We start from the raw sequence: 22,908 nt of genomic DNA, 5'->3' as shown, positions 1-22,908 counted from the left end.
TACGCATAAATACAATAATTGATGCTTTGCCATGCCCGGTTCCCTGCCATCGACACGACAGGTCACAACCCGCCCCACCAACCACAATAAAGGGGAATGCAATGAGAAAGCGCTTCACGACCCGCAAGGTCGCCATCTACGGCAGCATGCTGCTGGGATTCTTGATGCTCGAGAGTCCATTGATGCTGATGGCCAACAAGATCGAGCCCATGGTGATGGGAGTTCCGTTCTTCCTCGTCTGGAACCTGGTGTGGTGGGGCTTCCTCACCGCCGTATTCCTGTATGCCTACCTGACCAACTGGGGTAGCGCCAGAACCCCTTCCACCGGCGGCAAGCGCTGAGGAGCTCACCATGACAGGAAGCATCTTGATCATCGCGGCCTTCATGATCATTCCCTTGATCGTCGGGCTCGTCTCGGCCCGCAAGTCCCAGACGACGAGCGAAGACTTCTTCGTTCAGGGGCGGGCCATGGGCAGCATTGCCGTATTCTTCACGGTGGCGGCCACCTGGTGGAGCGCCTTTGCCTTCCTGGGATCGAATGCCACCTTCTACACCAGTGGCCCGATCTATCTCACCGCGCTTGCGTGGAACCTGCTCTTCGGCTTCATGTACTACTGGGTGGGCAAGCGCGTCTGGTATCTCGGCAAGCGCTTTGACTACCTGACGCCGTCAGACCTGATGGGCGATTTCTACAACAGTGAAGCACTCAGAGTCCTCGTTGCCGTCATCACGCTGATCTTTACCGTGCCATACCTGCAGATCCAGCTGACAGGCGGCGCCTACCTGATCGAAGTCGCCTCCGGTGGCGTCGTGCCCTTCTGGCTGGCCGCACTGCTGTTCTACTTCATCATCATCGTCTATGTGTGGGTCGGCGGAATTCGCGCCATCGCCTGGACAGATGTGATCTACGGGGCGCTGCTGTTCTTCGGCATGATGTATGCGGGCTACTACATCGCCGGACAGGCAGGTGGCCCGACCAGCATGTTCGCGCAGCTCGCCAGTGACTCGCCCGCGCATCTCACGCTGCCGGGGCCGAATGGCAACATGGGCTACTCCATGTGGTTCTCGCTGTTCGTGATCGTGGCCATCGGCGCCTTCATGGGTCCCCAGATCTGGCTGCGCATGTATTCGGTGAAAAGCGGCAAGCTGTTCGGCTTGATGCCCTTCCTGCTGGGGCTCGCCGCCTTCGCCTACTTCGGCTCGGTACTGACGGGGTACACCGGTGTACTGCTGGAGCCTGGCCTGGAGAACGCTGACCAGATCCTGCCCGTCATGCTGATGAACTATGCGCCCTATCTGCTGGCATCGCTGATCATGGCGGCTGGCGCGGCAGCGGCGATGTCTACCGCCAACTCCCAGATCCATGCGGTATCGACCGTCGTCACCATGGATATCTACAAGCGCTACGTGAACCCGCAAGCGGATCAGAAGCGCATCGTCCACATCGGGCGACTGTCTCTGGTCGGCTTCTCTCTGGCGGCCTACATCCTGGCACTGACCGTTCCGGGGCTGCTCGTCACCATAGGGATCGCGGCACTGGCGGGCACCGCTCAGCTGATCGTGCCGACACTGGGCGCCATCACCTGGCGCAAGGCGCACCCGCAAGCGGCCTTCTGGGGCCTGATCCTGGGTATCGTGACCGTCCTCTGGTTGTCATACGGCGCCAGTGTCAGCAACCCGCTTGGCCTGCATGCCGGTATCTGGGGCCTGATCCTCAATGCGTCAGCCTTCGTCATCATCAGCCTCGCCTTGCAGCGCAAGGATGCCGATGTGGTAGAACGCTTCGCGCAGGCGCGTCGGGATTACACCGCGGAATATCACCCGGAACAGCTGGAAGATGATGTGGCTCCCTCACCTCAGGTGATCGAAGCCCGCTGACCAGCGACAAGGGCCTGCATTGCGCAGGCCCTTTTCATTGCCGAGCACGTCCCACGTGCCAAGAACGTCCCACGTGCCAAGAACGTCCCACGTGCCAAGAACGTCCCACGTGCCAAGAACGTCCCACGTGCGATTACTTGATCACAGTACCTGATAGCCGGCACTTGATAGCCAATGGACAGGATCTGACATGACCCCAGCCTCTCTTCCCACGCAATTATCTGAATTGACCGCCACTGACGCCCTGACGCTATTTCGCCAAGGCGAGCTATCCCCTGTCGAGCTGACCCGGGACTGCCTGGAACGTATCGATACGCTCAACCCCAAGGTCAATGCCTTCGTGCACATCGCCCATGATGGGGCAATGAAGGCGGCGAGAGACGCCGAAGCCCGCTGGATGAACGGCTCGCCCTGCGGCCCGCTGGACGGTGTACCGACAACACTCAAGGACCTGACGCTGTCCCGGGACATGCCAACCCGGTACGGCTCTGCCACCACATCACCCGACGGGGGGAGTGACGTCGATTCCCCCGTCGCCGCGAGCCTGCGCAAGGCAGGCGCCGTCTTTCTCGGCAAGACAGCCTCACCGGAGTACGGCTGGAAAGGAGTGACGGACAACCCGCTGCACGGCGTGACCCGCAACCCCTGGAATACCGCGCTGACGTCGGGTGGATCCTCAGGCGGGGCTGGAGCAGCGGCCGCGCTGAACCTGGGCATGCTCCATCAAGGAAGTGACGCGGGCGGTTCGATCCGCATACCCTGCAGCTTTACCGGCACCTTCGGCCTGAAACCCACGTTTGGCTGGATACCTCAATGGCCGACCAGCGCCATGTCGACACTCTCACACCTGGGACCGATGACGCGGACGGCGTCCGATAGCGCCCTGATGCTTGCCAGCATGGCAAGACCGGATGCCCGAGACGGATTGCTCGGCAACCCGCATGGCATTCATTGGAATGCGCCACTCCCATTGTCTCTTGAAGGATGGAAAATCGCTTACAGCCCGACGCTTGGGTATGTCGACGTTGCACAGGACATACGCCTGCGAGTGGACGAAGCGGTCGCTCTACTCTCGAGACTGGGCGCTGACGTCATCGAGATAGACCCCGGGTTTGCCTGTCCCCTCGATACCTTCAATACCTTGTGGTTCGCGGGTGCCACCCAGGTGGTCGAAAAGATGACCGACAGCCAGCGAGATCAAATGGACCCGGGCTTGCTGGATATTGCAGAGCGAGGCAGCAACATTTCCTTGTCGCAATATCTGGCGGCAAGACGAGAGCGGACTGCACTTTGCGCACACATGCAATCCTTCCACGAGCAATGGGATCTGCTTGTTACCCCCACCCTACCCATTTCACCCTTTGTCGCCGGGCACAACGTCCCACCCGGCGAGAAATACACTGATTGGATGGACTGGACGCCGTTCAGCTACCCCTTCAACCTGACCCAACAACCCGCGGCATCACTCCCCTGCGGATTGGATGACCAGGGATTGCCTGTCGGACTGCATCTGGTGGGAGGAAAGTTCCAGGACATGAAAGTGATGCATGCTGCCATGTTGCTTGAGGAGATGCTTCCTGGACTTGTCTACCCCAAGCCCTAGCCAAGAGAAGTCCATCAACCAGCCGCCGAGCTTATGGCATGCCTCAAGCCTCTGGCTTCAGCTCGCTTCACACCTCACACCTCACACCTCACACCTCACACCTCACACCTCACACCTCACATCCCGCCCCGCCCGAGCAATCGTGCGGGGCAAGCGTAGTGATGAGAAGCCTGATACCCACATCATCAGGAATTTGATGCTAAAGATCTGCGCAGCCGTGTCGATAGAGGATTCAACAGTAAATAAACATTATTTCAGCACAATCGCATCAAAGATATCGACAGTCGGTGTACTGATTGATGCCTCCCCTCTCTTGCCAGGAACTCTCCCATGCTGCTCGATCGTGCCCAGGCCCTGCGCCGTGCGCTGGAAGACCACACTGCCTGCATCTTCTTTCGCCCGGATGGCAGCATTCTTGGCGCAAGCGACGCCTTTCTGTCAGCGACGGGCTATCGCCGTGATCAGGTCGTGGGGCAGCATCACCGCATGTTCTGCTCGAGCGAGGTCCATCAGGCCCCTGACTATCAACACTTCTGGCAACAGCTGGCCGCCGGCCATTCACGCGGTGGCACCTTCGAGCGACGCGATGCCAGAGGCGCGACCTTGTGGTTGGAGGCGACCTACCTGCCGGTCATGACTCGCCGCGGACGTGTGCGCTACATCATCAAGATTGCCCGCGATGTCAGTGAGCGTCACGAGAGCGCCAGCAGTCAGGACGCCATTCTCACCGCGCTCAACACCTCGATGGCAGTGATCGAATTCGCACCGGATGGCACCGTACTCAAGGCCAACGACAACTTCCTCAAGGTGATGGGGTATCAGGCCCATGACGTCATCGGGCAGCATCATCGTCGCTTCTGCGCTGACAGCTTCTATGAGGAAAACCCTGATTTCTGGCGCGAGCTGGCCAATAACAGCTTCAAGCAGGGGCGTTTTGCGCGCGTCACGGCCAATGGCAGCCCGATCTGGCTGGAAGCGACCTACAACCCGGTGCTCGATGCCCGCGGCAAGGTGGTTCGCGTCATCAAGTTCGCCAGCGATATCACCGCCGAGATGCAGCAGCATCAGGCCACGCGAGACGCCGTCACTGCCGCGCGCACCAGCGCCCAGCAGACGGAGACCATCGCCGCTGACGGCCTGACACAACTGGCGGCCGCCGTGGAAGATGTCACCCGTGCCGGCACGGAAGTCGCGACGGCGCGGCAGGTCATCGAGGCGCTCAATCATCATGTGAGAAGCATCAACCAGATGGCCGAAAGCATTTCCCACATTGCGCAGCAGACCAACCTGCTGGCCTTGAACGCGGCGGTCGAAGCCGCCCGCGCGGGGGATCATGGCAGAGGCTTTGCGGTGGTGGCCCACGAGGTTCGACGCCTGTCACAGGCCACTACGCAATCCGCCGAGCAGATCAGCAAGGTATTGCGCGACAACACGGCCTTGATCCGCCAGGCGGGCGAGCGCATGAACACCGTCGTCATCCACAGTGAAGCCGGCCAGCAGAGCGTCGATCAGACCCAGGCGGTCATCGCCGAGATCCTGGCCGGTGCCCGGCAGGTCAGCGCCGCGATCGATCGCCTCTGAGGCTAGCCTGCGCCATCCATCCGCCAGCCGTTGCATGCCCTTGCATACGACGACGCCCCGCCCACGCTGAGAGATCATCAGCATGAGCGGGGCGTCATATTGCAGCGTGACAGCGGTTCCCGGCGCGCTTCAGCCAGCCACAGAGCCGAGCGTCTTCTCCATCGTCGCGACCACTTCACGGCACAGCGCATCATCGAGTGCGTCGGCGTGCGGCGGTGCGAATCGCTGGGCGTCGTTGTCGAAGTACTGACCATTGGCGCCGGCGAATTCCTCATCCAGTGCCGCACGCACCAGGATATCGGCACCGATGCCCAGGTCCTTGCCCGGCACGCCGAAGCCTTCCTTGACCATCTTGCTGGCCAGCAGAGAGCCCGGGTTGACCGCGATCAGGATCGGCCCCTGGCCTTCCCAGTCCTGGGCGAGCGTGCGGGTCCACATGGTGATCGCGAGCTTGCTCTGGGCATAGGCCGCGTAGTGGTCGTTGAACGCGACCTCTCCGGTCAGCGCCTTCAGGTCCACGGAGGATTGAGCCGCCGAGGACAGGTTGACGACCCGCCCGGCCGGACGCAGTGCCGAAGCCAGTTTCTGGGTGAGCAGATAAGGGGCAAGGGTATTGACCACGAAGCGCAGGTCGAGACCGTCAGCCGTCACGACGCTGGGGGCCTGGAAGACACCGGCATTGTTGATCAGGACATCCAGACTGGCGTTGGCCGCCAGCACTTCGCTTGCCAGTGAATCGATGGCGGCCAGGTCGGACAGGTCGGCCACGAAACCGGCGACACGCTCAGCCCCTGCCAGCGCCGCAAGTTCGGCAACGACGCCATTGACCTTCTGCTCGCTGCGCCCGTGGATCAGCACGCGATGGCCGCGCTCCAGCAGGGCCTTGGCCGTGACCAGGCCGATGCCATCGGTAGAACCGGTGATAAGGATGGTTTTCATGCGCTCTCTCCTTGAAATGTCACACGACGCTTGAGACGCGAACGACAGGGCGTGCCGTATGGCCACACCCTGTCGTTCATCTGTGCCAGCGCAGTGTCAAAATGCTGCCGCCTGGATGGCTGGCGGGTCTCGCTATCAGGTCTCGCTAACAGACCTCGGCATCAGACCTCGACGATGACCTTGCCGGTTGCCTTGCCGCTGCCCAGACGGGCGTGGGCCTGGCCCACTTCCTCAAGCGGGAAGACCTGATCATCGATGATCGGCTTGAGCGCGCCGGCATCGGCGATACGCGCCATGTCGGCCAGAATCTCGTGGTGCTGCTGACGACGGAAGTCATGCAGCATCGGGATCAGCATGAAGACAACGTGCAGTGACAGGCCCTTGAAGTGCGCGGTGGACAGATCGATTTCCATGAAGGACACGGTCGTCGAGACATGGCCATTGAGCGCGGCAGCCTCGAAGGAGGTCGGCAGGTTGGCGCCGCCGACGGAGTCGAACACGATGTCGAAGCCCTTGCCATCGGTGTGCTTGGCCACATAGTCGGCGACCTGCTCATTGCGGTAATTGATGGCACTGGCACCCAGCCCTTCGACCAGCGTCTCGTGCTCATCACGGCCGACGGTAGAGGCGACGTCGGCACCGAAGTGACGAGCCAGCTGGATGGCGATATGACCCACACCGCCCGCACCACCGTGAACCAGCACCTTCTGACCGGCCCCGATGTTGGCGCGCTTGAGGCCTTCATAGGCCGTGATGCCGACCAGCGGCAGCGCCGCGGCTTCCACCATGCTCAGGGACTTCGGCTTGTGGGCGATCAGGCGGACATCGGCGGCGATATACTCGGCCAAGGTGCCCGGAAGGTCGGCCAGGCCACCAGCACAACCATAGACTTCATCCCCGATGGCGTAGCCTTCGACGCCCTCGCCCACGGCTTCGACGGTACCGGCGAAGTCCATGCCCAGCAGCGCCGGCAGTGCCGGAGACAGCGGCAGCTCAGGGCCCATCTCGCGAATCATGGTGTCGACGGTGTTGATGCTGGTGGCGGCGATGCGCACCAGTACCTGACCTGCCGCCGCTTGGGGCTTGGCGATTTCCGCCGCTTCGAACACCTCGGGACCACCGAATGATTTGACGAGCATCGCTTTCATGAGTCTGTCTCCTGCGTGGATGTGGAGCCAGCATAATTGTCATGGGCCTGAATGATAAACGGCGATAAACTACAATCAGTTTATTGGTTTTATTGAAAGTAATGGATGTATTGGCCGTGTTGGACGTATTGAGCTTGTTGGATGTAGTGGACGTCACGAACGTTGCGCCAAGCCGTTGCTGGCGTGCCTCTCGCCATCGGGAGCCACGCACGTCGACGCAAATGAGGACACCCGCATGAATCTTGAGCACCTGAAGCTGTTCGTCCGCCTGGCCGCCGTGAACAGCATCAGTCAGGCCGGCGAGGACCTGGGGCTGTCGCCCGCCGTCGCCAGCTCTCACCTGCGCAAGCTCGAGGACAGTCTGGGGGTGCGCCTGTTGCATCGCACCACGCGTCATGTGGCACTGAGCGAAGAAGGCCGTGCCTTTCTCCCCCATGCAGAGGAGGTGCTGATCAGCGCCGAGGCCGCGCGGGCTGCCGTCGGCATCGGGACGACCTCCCCCAGCGGCACCTTGCGCATCACCGCTTCCGCCTCCTTCGGGCGCATGCACCTGGTGCCGGGCCTGGCCGGCTTTCTCGAGCGCTGCCCTGATCTGGAACTGGACCTGCGCCTGACCGACACCATCGTCGACCTGGTCGAGGGCGGCTTTGATATCGCCATCCGCAACTCCGCCCTCAAGGATTCCAGCCTGATCGCCCGGCGCCTGGCACCGGACAAGCGCATTCTGTGCGCCTCGCCGGACTATCTCGCGCGCCATGGCACGCCGACGCACCCCTCGATGCTGCACGAACACGAATGCCTGACCCTGATCGGCATGGACCAGTGGTGCTTTCAGTGCGAGAACGGTGTCGAGCCGATTCGCGTCAAGGGGCGTATCCGCACCGACAATGGCGAAGCCGTACGTGACGCCTGCGCCGCTGGCCTGGGCATCACCCTGTCCTCGACATGGAGCATTTACCGCCACCTGGCCGAAGGCAGCCTGGTAGAGGTGCTGCCCGAGACGCCCTTGATCAGCGAGACCGGCATCTGGGCGGTCTATCCCAGCAACCGCCAGCTGGCCCCCAAGGTGCGCGCCTTCCTGGACTACTTCTCCGAATACTTCGGCAGCCCGCCCTATTGGGATGTCCAACAGGGCTGAGGCACCGGAAAGCCCGTCATCCCGCCGCCAGCACCCAGCGCTGAAGCATCGGCTTGTAGTGAGCGAAGTCCGGCGTCTGCATGCCGGCCACCTTGGCGGCATCATCCAGGCGCCGCACCTTGAGAATGGCCGCAAGCTGGGGCAGCTGGGCAAAGGCCGCGGCCTCGTGCGGCTCCATCGCCCCGCCCTGCAGGGCCAGGCTATCCAGCGAAGCCTGTGACAGACAGGCGCGATAGCTCGGCTCCACCGCGACCAGATAACGCTTGGCCGCCACGTGCTGGCGTACCGGCTCGACGATCTCGGCCGGGAAGAAGCGCGCCAGCCAGTCGGCACCGCTGACCTGGTGACGGTTGTCCTGGCCGTTCATCAAGACCTCCGGCGGCAGCGCATTGGCGTAATGCCCCACGTCATGCAGCAAGGCGGCCAGAATCACCGACTCGGATTCCCCCTGCTGCTCGGCCAGATGCGCCGCCTGCAGCATGTGCTCGGCCATGGTCACCTCCTCGCCCAGATAGGAGTCCGCACCGTGCAGGGCGAAGATGTCCTCGATCAAGCCGACGATGCCCTCGGCGTTGGCAGGCTGCGTGATCATCGGGCGTTCTCCAGCAGATTGAGGGTGGAATACAGGCTGTCGAGATCGGCGTAGGCACCCTGCAGATGACGATTGCCACCGGCCACGAAGGCGGTACGGGCATGCATCACGCGACTGTTGTCGAACAGCAGGCAGTCCCCCGGGGCAAGGCGCAGGCGCGTGGCCTGCTCCGGCTGACCGATCACGCGCGCCCAGTCGTGATAGGCACGATAGAAGGCGCGTTGCGCCTCAAGCGGCAGCGGCAACGAGGCGATGGAGCGGTTGTTGTAACGCACCTGGCGGATGTTGCCCTTGTGGTCTGTCTCGATGAACGGCACCCAGCTTCTGAGATCGGCATGGTCCGCGTCATGAAAGCGGAACGGCACCCGCGTGCGCGTCAGCAGCGCGAAACTCTCGGGCGCCAGTTCGCGCAGGCGCTCGGCGGCGGCGAAGCCATCCACCAGCAGGGTCTGGCCGCCTTCCACCTCGTTGCTCAGGCAATGCAGCAGCTGGATGCTCGGCGCCGGATCACGATAGGGATTGTCGGTATGCGCCCCGAGCCCGAGATTGCTGAAGGCGAGATTGCTCGGCGAGACCTCGGTGCGGACATCGAACAGCTTGCCGTAATTGGTTTCGCGCACATACCCGAACTGCGCGATCACCTCGAGCACCTTGCCCGGCTCGACAGGCACGCCACGCAGGCACACCACCCCGGTGTCACGGACCCAGGCCAGTGCCTTGCGACGTGCCTCTCCCCCGGCGACGACATCGGCCCACTCGACCCGGGCGACCGAGAACTCGCTGCCCTGCCACAGCGTCTTGTGCGCACTGCTGCGCTCATCGGGGAAGCCGGTGCTCAAGGCGGCCAGCTCATCGACGCCGTAGCGAATCTCGCGTGCATTGCTCAGTGTCACTCGCAGGACGTCGCCCTGTTCAAGCGCCGCCTCGCTGATGGCGGCGTCCCAGTCGAGGTCGAGCACACTGTCCAGACGCTGGCCATTGGCATGGCGACGAGCGGGGTCATGGTCTTGCAGCCACAGCACATGCTGGGCAAGGGTCTGGCCATCATCCAGAGTCAGGTGAAGCTGTTCGGCGTCAAACGCGAGGCGAGGCATGCAGGGTCTTCCTGTCTGTCGAGTGCGATCACAAGCCGCAAGGCACGGCATGACGAACGGGTGTGGCTGGCGCTCATGTCAAACGAGCGATACGCCAGTGGATGCCCGCCATGCTAGTGAACGCAGACCCGCGGCCATAGCGAGACTTTCTGGCGGCGAGCCTTAGTTTTTATGCGCGCAGACTGTCATGTCATCGTCATGCACGGCTGCAAGAATGAGCGCCCGGCCGCGTGCCGCGGCAGGATCTGCAGTCATGGCTTCAGCACCAGCCGCCGATGCGGCGACTGGCTCAGTCAAGCTGGAGTTCTGCATGTCGCGTCCTGCCTATCACCCTTCCCAGCGCCTCGCTCAGCGCCTGCCCCCCTTCAATGCCCTGACCGCCTTCGAGGCCACCGCCCGCCTCGGCAGCCTGACCCGCGCCGCCGCCGAACTGTGCATTACCCAGGGCGCCGTCAGTCAGCGCGTCAAGCAGCTGGAAGACTTCCTCGCGGTCAGCCTTTTCGTGCGCCGCGGCAATCGCATCGAGCTGACCGATGAGGCGCATGCCTATCTGCCGCTGGTCAGTGGCGTGTTCGAGACCCTCAAGCGCGGTACCGCCACCCTCTTCCAGCACGATGAGCAACAGAGCCTGACACTGCGCTCCAATCACAGCTTCGTCGAATACTGGCTGATCCCCAGGCTCAAGGACTTCCAGCGCCTGCACCCGAACATCCAGGTCACGGTGCTGCCGCACAACCAGGTACTCCCGGACGAGCAGCCCGACGTCGATATCGAGATCATCAATGGCTACGGCGGCTGGTGCGGGCGCGAGTACGAGAAACTGGCCGATGAGCAGTGGGTCGTCGTGGCCAGCCCCACCTTCCTGCACCACTCCCTCGCCCCCAATGCCTCGCCCGCGAGCCCACTCGACGAGCTGGCCCGCGCGCCTAGAATCGAGTGCATCGGCTACCGCGAAAGCTGGCTGGACTGGTTCCGCCTGCAGAAGTTTCGCGGCCACATCCCGCCGGCCGGCCTCAAGTTCGGCAATGCCAGTCTGGCGATTGCCGCGGCACTCGAGGGGCATGGCTTCCTGCTCGTCCGCCAGTCCTTCGTGATGGACCTGATCAAGAACGGTCGCCTGCAACTGGCCCACGCCTTGCGCATGCCCAGCACCAGCAGCCAGTACCTGCTGGTGTCTCCGGAGCGCCGCCATGCCCCAGCGGTCAACGATTTCTGTGCCTGGTTGCGCAGCACCATGCACACCTCTCAGGCCAATCCTGTCACCAGCGAGATGCCCTCTCAGCCCCGCTAGCACGGGCAGGAAGACGCGAGCCTCATAATTTCTAAGGCACAGTCACAGTTTTTGTTGCGGCCAACGGCAGGCATCTGTCACGGAAACGTCATCATCTGCGCCAAAGATGACGCCTCAAGACGACAGCGCTGACGCAGTTCGACCGTCCCGGCGGGCTGCGCCACGAGCCATCCAACGGCCTGCCTGTCGGCCTGCCCCGGTCTTGCGGTACCTGCTTGCTGTCACTGATGACCGTACCTGACCACTGTCCCTGACCACCGTCCCTGACTACCGTCCCTGACCGTTGCCCTTGCCTGGAGCCTGACATGAAGAAGCCCATGATCGCCGCCATCGGCCTTGCCGCCTTCGCCCAACTGGCCGTCCCCCAGCTGGCCCATGCCGAGACACTGCGCACCCCGCATTGGGTCGAGTTCAGTGGCAAGGAGTCGCTGGACCCCATCTCCCCGACGCGCTTCTACTCGGCCAACCAGCTGATCTACAGCCGCCTGGTCCGTCAGGGCAGCAAGGGCGAGCCGGTGTCGGACCTGGCCTCCGAGTGGCAGGCCAATCCCGCTGCCGATGAGTGGACCTTCACGCTGCGTGACGGGGTCAGCTTCCACAACGGCAAGGCGCTGAGCGCGGATGACGTCATCTACAGCTTCACGCGTCTGCTCGACCCCGAGCGCGATGCCCCGGCACGTGCCGCGCTGTCAGTCATCGAGGACGTCAGCGTCAATGAGGCCGGCCAGATCGTGTTCCGCCTCAGCCAGTCCCATGCTGACCTGCCGATTCTGCTGATGGATTACCGCGCCAAGATCGTGCCGGTCGGCTTTGATGACGACACCTCACTGCAGGGCATCGGCACCGGCCCCTTCAAGCTGGTCGAATTCGATCCGCAGGGCACCACCACCTTCGAAGCCTTCGCTGACTACTGGGAAGGCGCACCGAAGCTGGATGGCATGGACCTTATCGGCATTCCCGATGACAACGCCCGCACCCAGGCATTGCTGGCCGGCCAGATTGACTGGTCGGGCTGGAATGGCGTCAACGCCCAGCAGCTGCGCCTGTTCTCCAGCAACCCGGCCTACCACTACGACTCCATCGCCACCGGCGACTGGCGTGGCATGGTGTTCCGCGCCGACGACGAGGTCTTCCAGGATGTGCGCGTGCGCCGTGCGCTGCGTCTGGTGGCCGACCGTGAAGAGATGGTCAACCTGCTGTTCGGCAAGGGCGGCGCCACCATTACCTGTGACAACCCGGTCTGGAATGGCGATCAGTACAAGCTGGTGCAGCAATGCCCGCAGGACCTCGACACCGCTCGCAGCCTGCTGAGCGACGCGGGGTATGCCGATGGGCTGGAGATCGACGTCTACACCAGCGGCGTCGACAACTATTTCCGCCCGATGACGGAGCTCTACCAGCGTCAGGCAGCCGAGGCCGGCATCACCGTCAACGTGCACAACGTGCCCGCGGCGGATTACTGGAACACCGCCTGGATGAAGAAGCCGGCCTTCACCGCGGCCTGGGGCCAGCGCCCCACCGATCAGGTGCTCAACGAGATCTTCCAGAGCGAGGCCAACTGGAACGAGTCGGCCTACAAGAACCCCGAATTCGATGCCCTGCTCGCCAAGGCGCGCGCCACCCTGGATGACGAAGCACGTACCGAGCTCTATCACCAGGCCCAGGCGCTGCTGACCGAGACCGGCGCGACGCTGATTCCCTTCCACCTCAACAACAATCGCGTAATGAAGCGTAAGGTGCATATCCCGGCGGTCGAGCACTTCGCGATTCGCTGGCACCAGGTCGACAAGCAGGGAGAGAGCTGATGTCCCGCCCTGGCCTGATCCTGATTCTGATGGACGGCATCAGCAGTCAGCGCTTCGCCGAGACACGGGCGCGCCTGCCGCATCTCGATGCCCTGGCCAGAGACGGCCTGCTGATCGAGCGCCTGGGTGCCGATACCAATGCCAATTCGATGCCCGCGCGAGCGGGTGTCCTGACCGGGCAACCGGCTCAGGTGCACGGCATCTACTCAAACGGTATCTATTCCAACGGCATCCATGGCCCCGGTTCTGGGACGGAGACGGAGTTTGCGTCTGTTACAGGGACTGAGACGGATCGCGACAGTCACGCCTCAGACGCCAGCGCCACTGCAGGGCATTTTCGTCCAGCAGCGGTCGAGGACCTGCGTGGCGAGACCCTGCTCGAGGCCGCGCGCGCAGCAGGACTGCGGGTGGCCAGCCTCGGCTTCGGGCTGGCCCGTCCCGAGAGCTGTGACTGGTATCTGTCGCCCTGGTGGGAGGAAGGCGACCTGCGCGCCAAGGGCATGACTGTGCCGCGTCTGAATCACTGGGATGCCCGCAATGACGCCCTGATGCGCGCGATGAGCAATGACCAGCAACTGCTCAACGAGGCGCTGTCGCTGATCGAGCGCGAAACGCCAGAGCTGGTGCTGCTCGAACTCAACACTCCCGATTACTGCCTGCATGTGCATGGCAATGATGACGCCCTGGTCGATGGGGCCCTGATGATGGTCGATGCCCAGCTCGGCAGCCTGCTGGCCGGCCTTGAGGCCATCAACAAGCGCGAGGCCTACCACCTGTGTGTCTTCAGTGATCATGGTCATGCCCCGGTCCAGCGGGCGCTGGTGGCAGACCGCCTTCTACCGGATGTCGCGCTGCAATGTGATGGTGGCCTGTTGCTGGTGGCCTGTGACGATGACGAACGCCAACGCGAGCAGGCCGCGCGCCTGGCCGAGTTCGGCGTCACGCCGCTCGCGGCCGCCGACTTCCTGCCCCCGGACGTGAAGCATATCCAGCTCTATCAGGCACCGCCGGGCATGAGCTTCGAACCCGCCTGCAAGCATGCCCATCACGCAGAGCTGGTGGCGGCGCCCGGCTATGTCTCCACACACGGTTTCGGCCCCGGCGCCATGTCGGACCAGCGCTTCGCCATTCTGCATGGCCCGTCAATCACTGCGGGTGAGCGCCTTGAACTCGAGTCTCTGGCCCTCCACCCGCGCCTGCGTCAGGTGCTGGGCCTGCCGCCCCTCGGTGAGGCTTCGACGCCACAGCGGGCACGCGATCTTCAAGAGGTGAACTGAGATGTGGGCAATGATGTTGCAGCGCTGCCTGTATGGCGGCTTCACGCTGGTCTTCGTGGCCTGCGTGGTGTTCTGGGTGATCGAGATGCTGCCCGGCGACTTCTGCGTCAACTATCTGGGACGCAGCATGACACCGATCAATCTCGCCCAGTGTCGCGCCGAGCTTGGCTTGGATACGCCGATGACGACACGCTTCGTCAGCTGGTGGGGGCAGTTGCTGAGTGGTGATTTCGGCACCTCGCTGACCAGTCGTGCACCGGTCAGCGATACCTTGATGCCACGTCTGGCCAACACCTTGCTGCTGGGCGGCATCGCGACCGTGATGGCCATCCCGCTGGCCATCCTGCTGGGGCTGATCGCGGCGCTCAAGCGCGACAGCTGGATCGACTCCAGCCTCTCCAGCCTGGTGCTGATCGCCATGACGGTGCCGGAATTCATCAGCGCCACCCTGCTGACCCTGGCCTTCGCCATCTGGCTGCCGTGGTTCCCTGCCATCACCGTGGCCGGTGCCAATGAGAGCCTGTGGAACCTGCTGCCCGGTGTCTGGCTGCCCGCCATCACGCTGGCGCTGGTGGCCATGGCACACATGATGCGCATGACCCGCTCCAACACCATCAGCGTGATGGACAGCGACTTCATGAACATGGCGCGTATCCGCCAGCTGCCGCGCTGGCGTCTGGTGATCCGTCATCTGGCGCCGGCCGCCCTGCTGCCGACCATCAGTCTGGCCGCCATGACCATCGCCTGGCTGCTGGGCGGCGTGGTGATCGTCGAACAGGTCTTCAACTATCCGGGGCTGGGGCGCCTGATGATCTCGGCCATCAATGACCGCGACATGCCGGTGGTGCAGGCCTGCGCGCTGGTGCTCTCCGTCACCTATGTGCTGTGCAATCTGGTCGCCGACATGCTGGTCATCGTGCTCAATCCCAAACTCAAGACAGCCTGAGTCACTCATGAACGCTTCTTTCTCGACGACCGCGCGCGGCCCGCGACTGGCCATGGCCAGCCTGCCGGGACAACACACCCTGGCGCTGCTGTGGGCCAACCGCCAGGGCCGCCTGGGCCTGGTGCTGATCGGCCTGCATCTTCTGCTGGCCGTCGCTGGCCGCTGGCTGGCGCCCCATGACATCTCTGCGGGTGACAGTCTCGCCTCGCTGCTGCCCCCCAGTGCCGAACATTGGCTGGGCACCGACCAGCTCGGCCGCGATGTCCTCAGCCGCACCCTGGCCGGGGGCCGCGAGGCCATCTACACCTCGCTGCCGGCCGCCATGCTGGCCGTGGTATGGGGCAGTGCCTGCGGCATGCTGCTGGCCATCATCGGTGGGCGGGTCGAGAACATCGCCATGCGTCTGGTGGACGCCCTGCTGTCGATTCCCTGGCTACTGTTCCTCTTGCTGGTCATCGGCGTGATGGGCCCCGGCCCGCTGGTCTTCATCCTGACCCTGGGCATCTTCTATGGCGTGGCGGTGGTGCGCGTGATGGTCACGGCGTGCCGCGAAGTGCTGTGCCTTGACTATATACAGGCCGCACGACTGCGCGGCGACAGCCTGATGCGCCTGCTGTGGCGCGAGATCAAACCCAACGTGCTCGACACCATCCTCGTCGAGCTGGCGATGCGCTGGTCCTGGGCATTGCTGGCCTTCAGCTCGCTGTCGTTTCTCGGCTTCGGCGTCTCCCCGCCGACCCCGGACTGGGGACTGATGGTCGCCGATGGCCGCGGCTTCATGTCGTTTGCGCCCTGGGCCGTGCTGCCGCCCATCGTGGCGCTGTCCAGCCTGATCATCGCCATCAATCTGGTCGCCGACACCCTGGCCAAGACACTGGGCATCGACCGTGCGGGGCGCCCCGAATGATTCCGAACTTCAAAGGTGACGCCATGACGGACAACGCCGTGATCCGCGTTCGCGATCTCAACATCGGCTTTCATGATCGCCAGCAGACCTGGCGACCCGTGCTGCGCGGTATCAACCTGAGCCTGGGCCAGGGCGAGATTCTGGGTCTGGTGGGCGAGTCCGGCAGCGGCAAGAGCACCTTGGCCACGGCCATGCTGGGCCTGTTGCGTCGGGGCAGCCTGGTGCGCACCGGCGAGGTGAGTGTCGCCTTACCTGCGCCCGCCTCTGGCTCCACCTCTGCCACCGCCTCTACTTCTACGAGTTATGCCCCTGTTCACGACGAGCACCGCCGGCTGAGCTTTCATCATCAACCGGGGCGCTGGCTGGGCGAACTCAGGCTCGGGCTGGTGTCTCAGCATGCCGAAAAGGCCATGACGCCCCATCTCACGCTCGGCAGCCTGCTGTGCGAGACGCTGCTGTCACAGGGCGTGAAAAGCAAGGCGGAACGCGAACAGCAGGCCGTGGCATGGCTGCGACGCGTCCACCTCCCTCACCCCGAAGTGCTGATGCAGCGCTATCCGCACCAGCTTTCCGGCGGACAGCAGCAACGCGCCAGTCTGGCGCTGGCCCTGGCGCAACGCCCACGAGTGCTGGTGATGGATGAGCCGACCACCGGACTGGATGCCAGCACCCAGAATGAGATTCTGGCGCTGTTGGCCTCGCTGCGCGCTGAGCTGGGCATGAGCATCGTCTTCGTCAGTCATGATCTGGGCGCGGTATCTCACCTATGTGACCGAGTAGCGGTGATGTACGCCGGTCAGCTGGTGGAGGTCGCCGCGACTCGCGACTTCCTCAACGGCCCGCGCCACCCCTATGGTCACGCGCTGCTGGCCGCGACTCCGGGCAGTCAGTGCTATCGACCTGACGCCGCGCTGGAGGGCACGCCGCCCCTGGTGGGGAGCGCCATCAAGGGCTGTGCCTTCGCACCGCGCTGTCCGCGCGCAAGTGATACGTGCCGTGACAGCGTGCCGAGCTGGCAAGGTCGCTACGCCTGTCATCATGCGCTGGAGGGTCATGAATCAGTGGGCAGAGCGCATGCGGAGAGCGGAGAAAGTGCGGAAAGTGCGGAAAGTGACGCAACGACCTATGAGCGGGCGGATAGCGTAAAGAACGACTCGCAGTCAGCCACGTCACTGGACATCGCGCCGCTGCTGGCCGTGGAGTCGCTGAACCTGTGCTATCGCATGCCCGGCTGGCTGGCGCGCCTGCGCGGTGAAACGCCGGCTCTCACCGTCAGCGATGTGGCATTCTCGCTCAAGCAAGGCGAGACGCTGGCCTTGATCGGCGAATCCGGCAGCGGCAAGACCTCGATCCTCAAGGCGCTGGCCGGCCTGCTCTCCCCCGTCTCCGGGCAGCTCAGTCTGCGCCAGGAGTCCTTGGCGGGATTGGTCGCCGAGCGGCGTCCGGTGCAGCGTCAGAAGATCCAGTACATCTTCCAGCATGCCAGCACGGCACTGAATCCTCGTCTGACCGTGTTCGAATCTCTCGCACCGGTGCTGTCTCGCTGGTTCGATCTCAAGGGCGATGGCGCCCGCCAGCGTGCCCAGTCGCTGTTGGAAGAGGTGCGCCTGCCCGCGCTCTATCTGGACCGTCTGCCCAGCCAGCTGTCGGGGGGCGAGCAACAGCGCGTCGCCATCGCCCGCGCGCTGGCCGCCGAGCCCGACATCCTGCTGTGTGACGAGATCACCTCGGCGCTGGATGTCTCGGTTCAGGCCGCCATCATTCGCCTGCTGCAACGCCTCAAGCGTGAGCGCGGCCTGAGCCTGGTCTTCGTCACCCATGACCTGGGGCTGGTCAGTCATTTCGCGGACCGCGTACTGGTGCTGCGCAATGGCCGCACCGAGCATCTGGGAAATGTCGCAAGCCTCGCCACAGGGGACCTGCCGCCCTATGTGCAAACCCTGATGGAGGCCAAGCTGGTTGCAGCATGACCCGGCTTTCTGTCCCACTATTCTGTCCCGCCTGCCTGTCCCGGCTGCCTCTCCCTGCTGCCTCTCCCTGTTGCCGATCGCCGCTGCTGATTACCTTCATGCAACGAAAAAAGCCCACCAATGGCGGGCAGGGAATGTCGGGACAGGACATTCAGGACAGGAAAGCGTTTGAGCAAGGGCTCTGCAGTTGACGACGAGTGCGCATTTCCACACTGGCTTCCACTCAGCCAAAACACTTGCTCAAGCGTTCTTCTCTCTCACGTATTCTTCTCTGGGACACTGACCATCATGACGCGACACGATGGTCAGTGGGTCCATTCAGCAACTGACAGGGGCAAGTCGATGGCATATCGGCATCCTTGGCTGTCTTGCAGAGTCGGAGGATATTCATCCGCCGACGAGAGATCATGCGCTTTCGTTCAAGGCATGCTCGACGCGTGTAGCAGAGACACTCTTGCCGGCATCGTTGACGTAATCAGCCGAATCGCTCGCCAGTGCACGGGTGGTGCCCTGGATGCCGGCGTTGCTGATGGACTTCTGGACGCGGCTGGCAGCGACACTCATGCCGGTTTCCACGGCGTCATCGTGATGCAGCGCGGCTTGCTGAGTCACCGGCTGTGCCTGGCCCATGATCACGCGATCACTGAGGGTGGCACGGACGCGGGCATCGGCTTCGCTGTCATTGGCAGAGGCCACGCCAGTGGCGGCAACGGACAATGCGGCAATGGCAAATAGAGACTTGAGGGATTGCATGGGGGTTCTCCTGTCGAAAAAAGTCATGTCAGTGCAGACACCTGGCCTGCAAGCGCCTGACGCAGACGTCGGGCGTCTCAGACGTTGACGTCGCTCACGGCGTGACGAACACGGGTGCCGGCAACGCTATCGCCGGAATCATTGGCGACATCGAATTCCTGCAGATGGATGGAGCGATCATGGCCACGGATCTCGTCGTCACCGGATGCCACCTGGAAACGGCCAGCAGCGGTGCTCATGCCGGTTTCCGCGAAGGTCGCCTGGGCGGTCGGAGCTTGCTGGGCAGAGCCATGGATGACGCTGTCACTGACGTTGTGCTGGACGCGCTTGGCGGCCGGGCTATCGTCGGCGGCGAAGGACGCAGTGCTGACGGTGGCGAGTGCGGCAGCGGCGATCAGAGTCTTGAGAGTGTTCATGGTGTATCTCCTCGATAAAAAGCAAAGCGATGATCAGACCCGGCAATCCAGGTCAGGCTTGACGATGGTTCAGACGTTGCTGTCGTTCAGGGCGTGCTGGACGCGAGTCGCGGCGACACTCTTGCCGGCATCGTTATCGAATGCCTGGCTGGCAGTGGCCACGGTGTGCGACTGACCATGGATGCGATCGGCACTGATGGACTGCTGAATGCGACCTGCCGCGACGCTCATGCCGGTGTCCGCGAAGCTGGCTTGCTGGGTAGCGGCTGACTGAGCGGTGCCAACGACGACGTCCTGGCTGATGGACTGCTGGACACGCTGGGCGGCCGGGCTGTCATCCGCGGCGAAGGTGGCGGTGCTGACGGTAGCGAGAGCGGCGGCGGCGATCAGAGTCTTGATGGTTTTCATGATGAATCTCCTCGATGAACAAAGTGGTCAGTGGGCGTGAGTGCCCGGGCAAGAAGCTGAATGACTCAGACGTTGCTGTCGCTCAGAGCGTGCTGAACGCGAGTCGCTGCGACACTCTTGCCGGCGTCATTGTCGAAGGCCTGCTCGCGGCTGACGGTGGCAACACCCTTGCCTTCGATGGCGGACTGATTGAGGGCAGTCTCGACACGACCTGCGGCAACGCTCATGCCGGTATCGGCGAAGGTGGCCTGGGCAGTCGGTGCCTGCTGGGCAGTGCCGACGACGACGTCCTGGCTGACGGACTGCTGAACACGCTGTGCGGCCGGGCTGTCATCCGCTGCGAAGGAGGCAGTGCTCACGGTAGCGAGAGCGGCGGCGGCGATCAGAGTCTTGAGGTTCAGAGTTTTCATGATGATTTTCCTTTGCTTGTCCTGGGCGATGTTGCCCTTGTGATGTCGTGTGCAGTCTCGGCTGCACCCGTCTAACTTGTTAACAGACTAATGATTATTGCGCTATCACACTAGCCGTGTCGCTGGCAGCTCACTGTTTCCATCAAAGAACCAGATTGCGATGCCTTGTCATTGCCTCGGTACCCGTAAGTGGTGAAGTCTCTCACCACGCAAAACCCTTGCAAGCTTTTTGCATAACTTCTGTACAACCATGAAGGTGCATGTCGCCAGTGATCGAATGTCGATCAGTCACTCAGGTCTGCTCCGGCACCGCTGCCTGACACTTCAACTTTGGTCGCGATCATGAGGAAGGCATTCGTCAGCAGTATGTCTTTCTACCCTGCTGAAACCCTCACCGTTGTGCTTGTAGAGTCTTACGCTTGCGCCAACGGGTTGGATGCATACCATCTCCAAAAAAGTGGAAGACGTCTTGACAGGCGCCAGCCATCGACCGAATCCAGACTGCCGTTTCGTGCAATGTGGAATGAGCGCATTGTGGACGAAACCCGCCACGCGAGATATCCCTCCACTGGAACAGCATTGATTCCAAACACGAACCAATGCGTCACCCACCTGACCCGCTGGACAGACACTCATCTACGACTTTGGTAATAAGCATAGTATTATCAACCGCTTACGAAGCCCGTGGACGCCCTCTCAAGTCACCTGTTTCAAGCACTCCCTGCGCTTCTGCGCTCCCCTTGCATCGCAACGGGCGATGAAAACTGTTGTCCAGACACGAAAACGCGGAGCCATTGGAAGATGGCTCCGCGCTTTTTCATGCTGCTGCACCGCGACTCAATAACCCGGATATTTCTCCCAGGCCCACTTTTCATCCTTGCCACCACCCTCGGTGTAGAGCTCCCAGCGGGGGCAGTCGTGCAGGTCTTTGGCGATCTCGCCGATGACGGCACGCAGTTCAAGGGGCGCCAGCCAGTCACTCGGTATCGCCTCCTCACCCCATTGCGCCCCGAGCAGATTGCCCGTGATGGCCCCGGTGGAATCCGAATCCCCGTCGTGATTGACCGCGAGCTGAATCGCAGAGCGGAAATCCCGGGCAGTGAGCGAGCAGTAGACAGCGATTGCCAAGGCTTCTTCCGCGATCCACCCCAGCCCCAGCAATACCACTGCGGCCAGTGCCGACGTCTCGGACTCGGCCAAGGCGCGGGCTTGCTCCAGGGCCTGCAGGGTGTCACCACAGCCCGGCTTGCGCTCGAGAATACGCAGAGCATGCGCGAGTGCCTGTGCCATCGAATCCCCTGCCACCAGACACTGGATCATCACCGCCAGCACGCCGCCGGTCAGCTGGCCGGTCACGTGCCCATGGGTCAGCGCACAGACCTCTTCCCCGAGCTCGAAGCACATCTCATGGGAGGCCCCCATCGCATGCGCGAACAAGCCGACAGGGGCCACACGCATCACCCCACCACAGCCCTTGCTGTCGTTCTGCGCCCTGTCACCGTAGGCACGCACCTGCTTGAGCGCTGACAGACACGTCATGCCCGGGGCGCGCCGCGAATGGAGCTCGCGTTGCTTGATCAGCCAGCCACTGTCCAGCCATTCCTGCTCGGTCTCCTTCCGCGAGCGTTCGCCCTGGGTGTAAAGCCAGCGTTCGTAGGCGCTGCTGACCAGGCCACTTTGCGTCGTGATGCCTCTCAAGCAGCCACGCACATGACTGCGCAGCAGGCCCTCGGCAGTAAACAGCGTCATCTGCGTATCATCGGTAATCCGCCCCAGCCCACCATAGGCCGGTGCATAGTCGGCTATCCCATCACTGCCGAAGCGCGCCTGGATCTCCCCGTGCGACAGGAACTCCACCGCCGCCCCCAGGGCGTCACCCACCGCACCACCCAACAGGCAACCACGAAACCGCGATGTCATCTCAAGCGTCATGTGCCTCTCCCCTGCGTGACCTTCAGGTGACGTCAGCCACCCTCGATACGCCTTACGCTATCAGCATCTGCGCATTTGCTGAAAAGCAGGCTCAACCAGTGGTGCACATATTCAGGCAGAACTGGATGGGCGCTCAGTATCGGCAGGCGTGAGGTTGGCAGCACCGAAGACAACGCCGATGACAAGCCCGACGATAGAGACCCTCATACAAGAACGGCCGCCCAAGAGGCGGCCGTTCTTCTTCATGCAGTTGTGACTTTCCGCGGTGTGCTGACTGCTTTATCAGCGATTGAGAATGATGGCCGTGATCGCGCCACCCGCCACCGCAGCCAGCACATAACGCCCATCGATGTTCAGCCAACGATGCCCGCGCGGCGGTTTGGAGAGGTGACGATGGTGCCAGTCCTTCACCCAGTAGCGGCTGTCGGAGTAGTAATGACGCGGCAGGTGATCGCCACGGCGCCACTGGCGATGGCGTCGCGCCTCATGACGGCGGCGTTCATGATGACGCTGCTGCTTGTGGTGCTTCTTGTGCTGTTTGCCGTGATGGCCGCGGTCGTGGTGGCCATGCCCACGGTCATGATGCCCATGGCCTCTATCGTGCGGTCCTGCCTGAGCCAGCGGGGCTCCCAGCAGCGTGAATATCATCATCAGAATGGTCAGTGTGCGCGTTCGCATGGCTGGCCTCCTCGCCTTGCCCCGTCGCCAATCAAGCGCCGGGAGTCATGTTGGGGGCTTCCTGGTTAGGAAACAGTGTTGCGCAACCTTAGCGAGAACTGGGGAACGCCGCAAGATGTCTCATTTTTCTCGTTCTTTGTCG

The 22,908-nt window shown here is 62.8% G+C and carries 22 protein-coding genes; 11 read left to right on the top strand and 11 right to left on the bottom strand.

The window, feature by feature from the left end:
- The first annotated feature begins 101 nt into the window (after positions 1–101).
- The 4 genes from QD280_RS02755 to QD280_RS02740 all read left to right on the top strand — a co-directional run bounded on the left by QD280_RS02755 (position 102) and on the right by QD280_RS02740 (position 5,062).
- On the top strand, positions 102–341 hold the full coding sequence (locus tag QD280_RS02755) for a hypothetical protein (RefSeq protein WP_279838225.1): 240 nt from the start codon (positions 102–104) through the stop codon (positions 339–341).
- A gap of 10 nt (positions 342–351) precedes the next feature.
- A complete protein-coding gene (locus QD280_RS02750) occupies positions 352–1,878 on the top strand; it encodes a sodium:solute symporter family protein (RefSeq protein ID WP_248378983.1) in 1,527 nt (508 codons plus the stop codon).
- Between the two features lie 190 nt (positions 1,879–2,068).
- Complete coding sequence (locus QD280_RS02745; RefSeq protein ID WP_279838224.1) at positions 2,069–3,481, top strand: amidase; 1,413 nt, start codon at positions 2,069–2,071, stop codon at positions 3,479–3,481.
- A 330-nt stretch (positions 3,482–3,811) separates the two neighbouring features.
- A complete protein-coding gene (locus QD280_RS02740) occupies positions 3,812–5,062 on the top strand; it encodes a PAS domain S-box protein (RefSeq protein ID WP_054555892.1) in 1,251 nt (416 codons plus the stop codon).
- 129 nt (positions 5,063–5,191) lie between these two features.
- Here QD280_RS02740 and QD280_RS02735 read toward each other — a convergent pair whose 3' ends face one another.
- Together QD280_RS02735 and QD280_RS02730 are read right to left on the bottom strand one after the other, a co-directional pair.
- A complete protein-coding gene (locus tag QD280_RS02735; RefSeq protein ID WP_279830778.1) occupies positions 5,192–6,001 on the bottom strand; it encodes an SDR family NAD(P)-dependent oxidoreductase in 810 nt (269 codons plus the stop codon).
- Between the two features lie 161 nt (positions 6,002–6,162).
- Complete coding sequence (locus tag QD280_RS02730; RefSeq protein WP_279838223.1) at positions 6,163–7,149, bottom strand: zinc-dependent alcohol dehydrogenase family protein; 987 nt, start codon at positions 7,147–7,149, stop codon at positions 6,163–6,165.
- 235 nt (positions 7,150–7,384) lie between these two features.
- Between QD280_RS02730 and QD280_RS02725 the strand changes: the two genes are divergently transcribed.
- The gene (locus QD280_RS02725; RefSeq protein ID WP_043332286.1) at positions 7,385–8,287 is read left to right on the top strand and encodes a LysR family transcriptional regulator; all 903 of its coding nucleotides are present in this window, start codon (positions 7,385–7,387) and stop codon (positions 8,285–8,287) included.
- 16 nt (positions 8,288–8,303) lie between these two features.
- Here the strand turns inward: QD280_RS02725 and QD280_RS02720 are convergent, their stop codons facing one another.
- The 3 genes from QD280_RS02720 to QD280_RS02710 all read right to left on the bottom strand — a co-directional run bounded on the left by QD280_RS02720 (position 8,304) and on the right by QD280_RS02710 (position 10,285).
- On the bottom strand, positions 8,304–8,879 hold the full coding sequence (locus QD280_RS02720) for an HD domain-containing protein (RefSeq protein WP_043332289.1): 576 nt from the start codon (positions 8,877–8,879) through the stop codon (positions 8,304–8,306).
- Positions 8,876–9,973, bottom strand: coding sequence for a TauD/TfdA family dioxygenase (locus QD280_RS02715; RefSeq protein WP_279838222.1), 1,098 nt, complete (start codon positions 9,971–9,973; stop codon positions 8,876–8,878). The genes QD280_RS02720 and QD280_RS02715 overlap by 4 nt, the downstream gene beginning before the upstream one ends.
- A gap of 162 nt (positions 9,974–10,135) precedes the next feature.
- On the bottom strand, positions 10,136–10,285 hold the full coding sequence (locus QD280_RS02710) for a hypothetical protein (protein WP_192838059.1): 150 nt from the start codon (positions 10,283–10,285) through the stop codon (positions 10,136–10,138).
- On the opposite strand from QD280_RS02710, the gene QD280_RS02705 reads away from it, so the two are divergent.
- The 6 genes from QD280_RS02705 to QD280_RS02680 all read left to right on the top strand — a co-directional run bounded on the left by QD280_RS02705 (position 10,284) and on the right by QD280_RS02680 (position 18,169).
- A complete protein-coding gene (locus QD280_RS02705; RefSeq protein ID WP_064503243.1) occupies positions 10,284–11,264 on the top strand; it encodes a LysR substrate-binding domain-containing protein in 981 nt (326 codons plus the stop codon). The two genes, QD280_RS02710 and QD280_RS02705, sit on opposite strands and share 2 nt — an antisense overlap.
- Before the next feature lie 305 nt (positions 11,265–11,569).
- On the top strand, positions 11,570–13,069 hold the full coding sequence (locus QD280_RS02700; RefSeq protein ID WP_279838221.1) for an ABC transporter substrate-binding protein: 1,500 nt from the start codon (positions 11,570–11,572) through the stop codon (positions 13,067–13,069).
- Positions 13,069–14,346 (top strand): alkaline phosphatase family protein, encoded by a 1,278-nt coding sequence (locus tag QD280_RS02695; RefSeq protein ID WP_279838219.1) that lies wholly within the window; start codon positions 13,069–13,071, stop codon positions 14,344–14,346. The genes QD280_RS02700 and QD280_RS02695 overlap by 1 nt, the downstream gene beginning before the upstream one ends.
- Position 14,347: 1 nt before the next feature.
- A complete protein-coding gene (locus QD280_RS02690; protein WP_279838218.1) occupies positions 14,348–15,292 on the top strand; it encodes an ABC transporter permease in 945 nt (314 codons plus the stop codon).
- A 7-nt stretch (positions 15,293–15,299) separates the two neighbouring features.
- Positions 15,300–16,199, top strand: coding sequence for an ABC transporter permease (locus QD280_RS02685; RefSeq protein WP_279838217.1), 900 nt, complete (start codon positions 15,300–15,302; stop codon positions 16,197–16,199).
- A gap of 23 nt (positions 16,200–16,222) precedes the next feature.
- Entirely contained in the window at positions 16,223–18,169 is a 1,947-nt protein-coding gene (locus QD280_RS02680; protein ID WP_279838216.1) for an ABC transporter ATP-binding protein, read from the top strand.
- Between the two features lie 405 nt (positions 18,170–18,574).
- Here QD280_RS02680 and QD280_RS02675 read toward each other — a convergent pair whose 3' ends face one another.
- The 6 genes from QD280_RS02675 to QD280_RS02650 form a co-directional block, all read right to left on the bottom strand.
- Positions 18,575–18,922, bottom strand: coding sequence for a hypothetical protein (locus QD280_RS02675; RefSeq protein WP_043332305.1), 348 nt, complete (start codon positions 18,920–18,922; stop codon positions 18,575–18,577).
- A 77-nt stretch (positions 18,923–18,999) separates the two neighbouring features.
- Positions 19,000–19,338 carry a hypothetical protein gene (locus QD280_RS02670; RefSeq protein ID WP_043332307.1) on the bottom strand — a complete coding sequence of 113 codons (339 nt, stop codon included), beginning with the start codon at positions 19,336–19,338 and terminating at the stop codon, positions 19,000–19,002.
- 69 nt (positions 19,339–19,407) lie between these two features.
- On the bottom strand, positions 19,408–19,746 hold the full coding sequence (locus QD280_RS02665; RefSeq protein ID WP_279838215.1) for a hypothetical protein: 339 nt from the start codon (positions 19,744–19,746) through the stop codon (positions 19,408–19,410).
- Positions 19,747–19,811: 65 nt separating this feature from the next.
- Complete coding sequence (locus QD280_RS02660; RefSeq protein WP_043334022.1) at positions 19,812–20,156, bottom strand: hypothetical protein; 345 nt, start codon at positions 20,154–20,156, stop codon at positions 19,812–19,814.
- Between the two features lie 837 nt (positions 20,157–20,993).
- Positions 20,994–22,088 (bottom strand): ADP-ribosylglycohydrolase family protein, encoded by a 1,095-nt coding sequence (locus tag QD280_RS02655; RefSeq protein WP_279838214.1) that lies wholly within the window; start codon positions 22,086–22,088, stop codon positions 20,994–20,996.
- A 282-nt stretch (positions 22,089–22,370) separates the two neighbouring features.
- Positions 22,371–22,766 (bottom strand): RcnB family protein, encoded by a 396-nt coding sequence (locus tag QD280_RS02650; RefSeq protein WP_279838213.1) that lies wholly within the window; start codon positions 22,764–22,766, stop codon positions 22,371–22,373.
- Positions 22,767–22,908 lie beyond the last annotated feature (142 nt).

The organism is Cobetia sp. 1AS1, from assembly GCF_029846435.1.
In the GTDB taxonomy this organism is placed as follows: Bacteria; Pseudomonadota; Gammaproteobacteria; order Pseudomonadales; family Halomonadaceae; genus Cobetia; species Cobetia amphilecti.
The sequence above is the reverse complement of the archived record's forward strand: the minus strand, read 5'-3'. Positions and strand labels throughout refer to the sequence as shown.

Coding starts and splice junctions, on each gene's coding strand:
- QD280_RS02755 (WP_279838225.1), top strand. CDS start 102: ATGAGAAAGCGCTTCACGACCCGCAAGGTCGCCATCTACGGCAGCATG.
- QD280_RS02750 (WP_248378983.1), top strand. CDS start 352: ATGACAGGAAGCATCTTGATCATCGCGGCCTTCATGATCATTCCCTTG.
- QD280_RS02745 (WP_279838224.1), top strand. CDS start 2,069: ATGACCCCAGCCTCTCTTCCCACGCAATTATCTGAATTGACCGCCACT.
- QD280_RS02740 (WP_054555892.1), top strand. CDS start 3,812: ATGCTGCTCGATCGTGCCCAGGCCCTGCGCCGTGCGCTGGAAGACCAC.
- QD280_RS02735 (WP_279830778.1), bottom strand. CDS start 6,001: ATGAAAACCATCCTTATCACCGGTTCTACCGATGGCATCGGCCTGGTC.
- QD280_RS02730 (WP_279838223.1), bottom strand. CDS start 7,149: ATGAAAGCGATGCTCGTCAAATCATTCGGTGGTCCCGAGGTGTTCGAA.
- QD280_RS02725 (WP_043332286.1), top strand. CDS start 7,385: ATGAATCTTGAGCACCTGAAGCTGTTCGTCCGCCTGGCCGCCGTGAAC.
- QD280_RS02720 (WP_043332289.1), bottom strand. CDS start 8,879: ATGATCACGCAGCCTGCCAACGCCGAGGGCATCGTCGGCTTGATCGAG.
- QD280_RS02715 (WP_279838222.1), bottom strand. CDS start 9,973: ATGCCTCGCCTCGCGTTTGACGCCGAACAGCTTCACCTGACTCTGGAT.
- QD280_RS02705 (WP_064503243.1), top strand. CDS start 10,284: ATGTCGCGTCCTGCCTATCACCCTTCCCAGCGCCTCGCTCAGCGCCTG.
- QD280_RS02710 (WP_192838059.1), bottom strand. CDS start 10,285: ATGCAGAACTCCAGCTTGACTGAGCCAGTCGCCGCATCGGCGGCTGGT.
- QD280_RS02700 (WP_279838221.1), top strand. CDS start 11,570: ATGAAGAAGCCCATGATCGCCGCCATCGGCCTTGCCGCCTTCGCCCAA.
- QD280_RS02695 (WP_279838219.1), top strand. CDS start 13,069: ATGTCCCGCCCTGGCCTGATCCTGATTCTGATGGACGGCATCAGCAGT.
- QD280_RS02690 (WP_279838218.1), top strand. CDS start 14,348: ATGTGGGCAATGATGTTGCAGCGCTGCCTGTATGGCGGCTTCACGCTG.
- QD280_RS02685 (WP_279838217.1), top strand. CDS start 15,300: ATGAACGCTTCTTTCTCGACGACCGCGCGCGGCCCGCGACTGGCCATG.
- QD280_RS02680 (WP_279838216.1), top strand. CDS start 16,223: ATGACGGACAACGCCGTGATCCGCGTTCGCGATCTCAACATCGGCTTT.
- QD280_RS02675 (WP_043332305.1), bottom strand. CDS start 18,922: ATGCAATCCCTCAAGTCTCTATTTGCCATTGCCGCATTGTCCGTTGCC.
- QD280_RS02670 (WP_043332307.1), bottom strand. CDS start 19,338: ATGAACACTCTCAAGACTCTGATCGCCGCTGCCGCACTCGCCACCGTC.
- QD280_RS02665 (WP_279838215.1), bottom strand. CDS start 19,746: ATGAAAACCATCAAGACTCTGATCGCCGCCGCCGCTCTCGCTACCGTC.
- QD280_RS02660 (WP_043334022.1), bottom strand. CDS start 20,156: ATGAAAACTCTGAACCTCAAGACTCTGATCGCCGCCGCCGCTCTCGCT.
- QD280_RS02655 (WP_279838214.1), bottom strand. CDS start 22,088: ATGACGCTTGAGATGACATCGCGGTTTCGTGGTTGCCTGTTGGGTGGT.
- QD280_RS02650 (WP_279838213.1), bottom strand. CDS start 22,766: ATGCGAACGCGCACACTGACCATTCTGATGATGATATTCACGCTGCTG.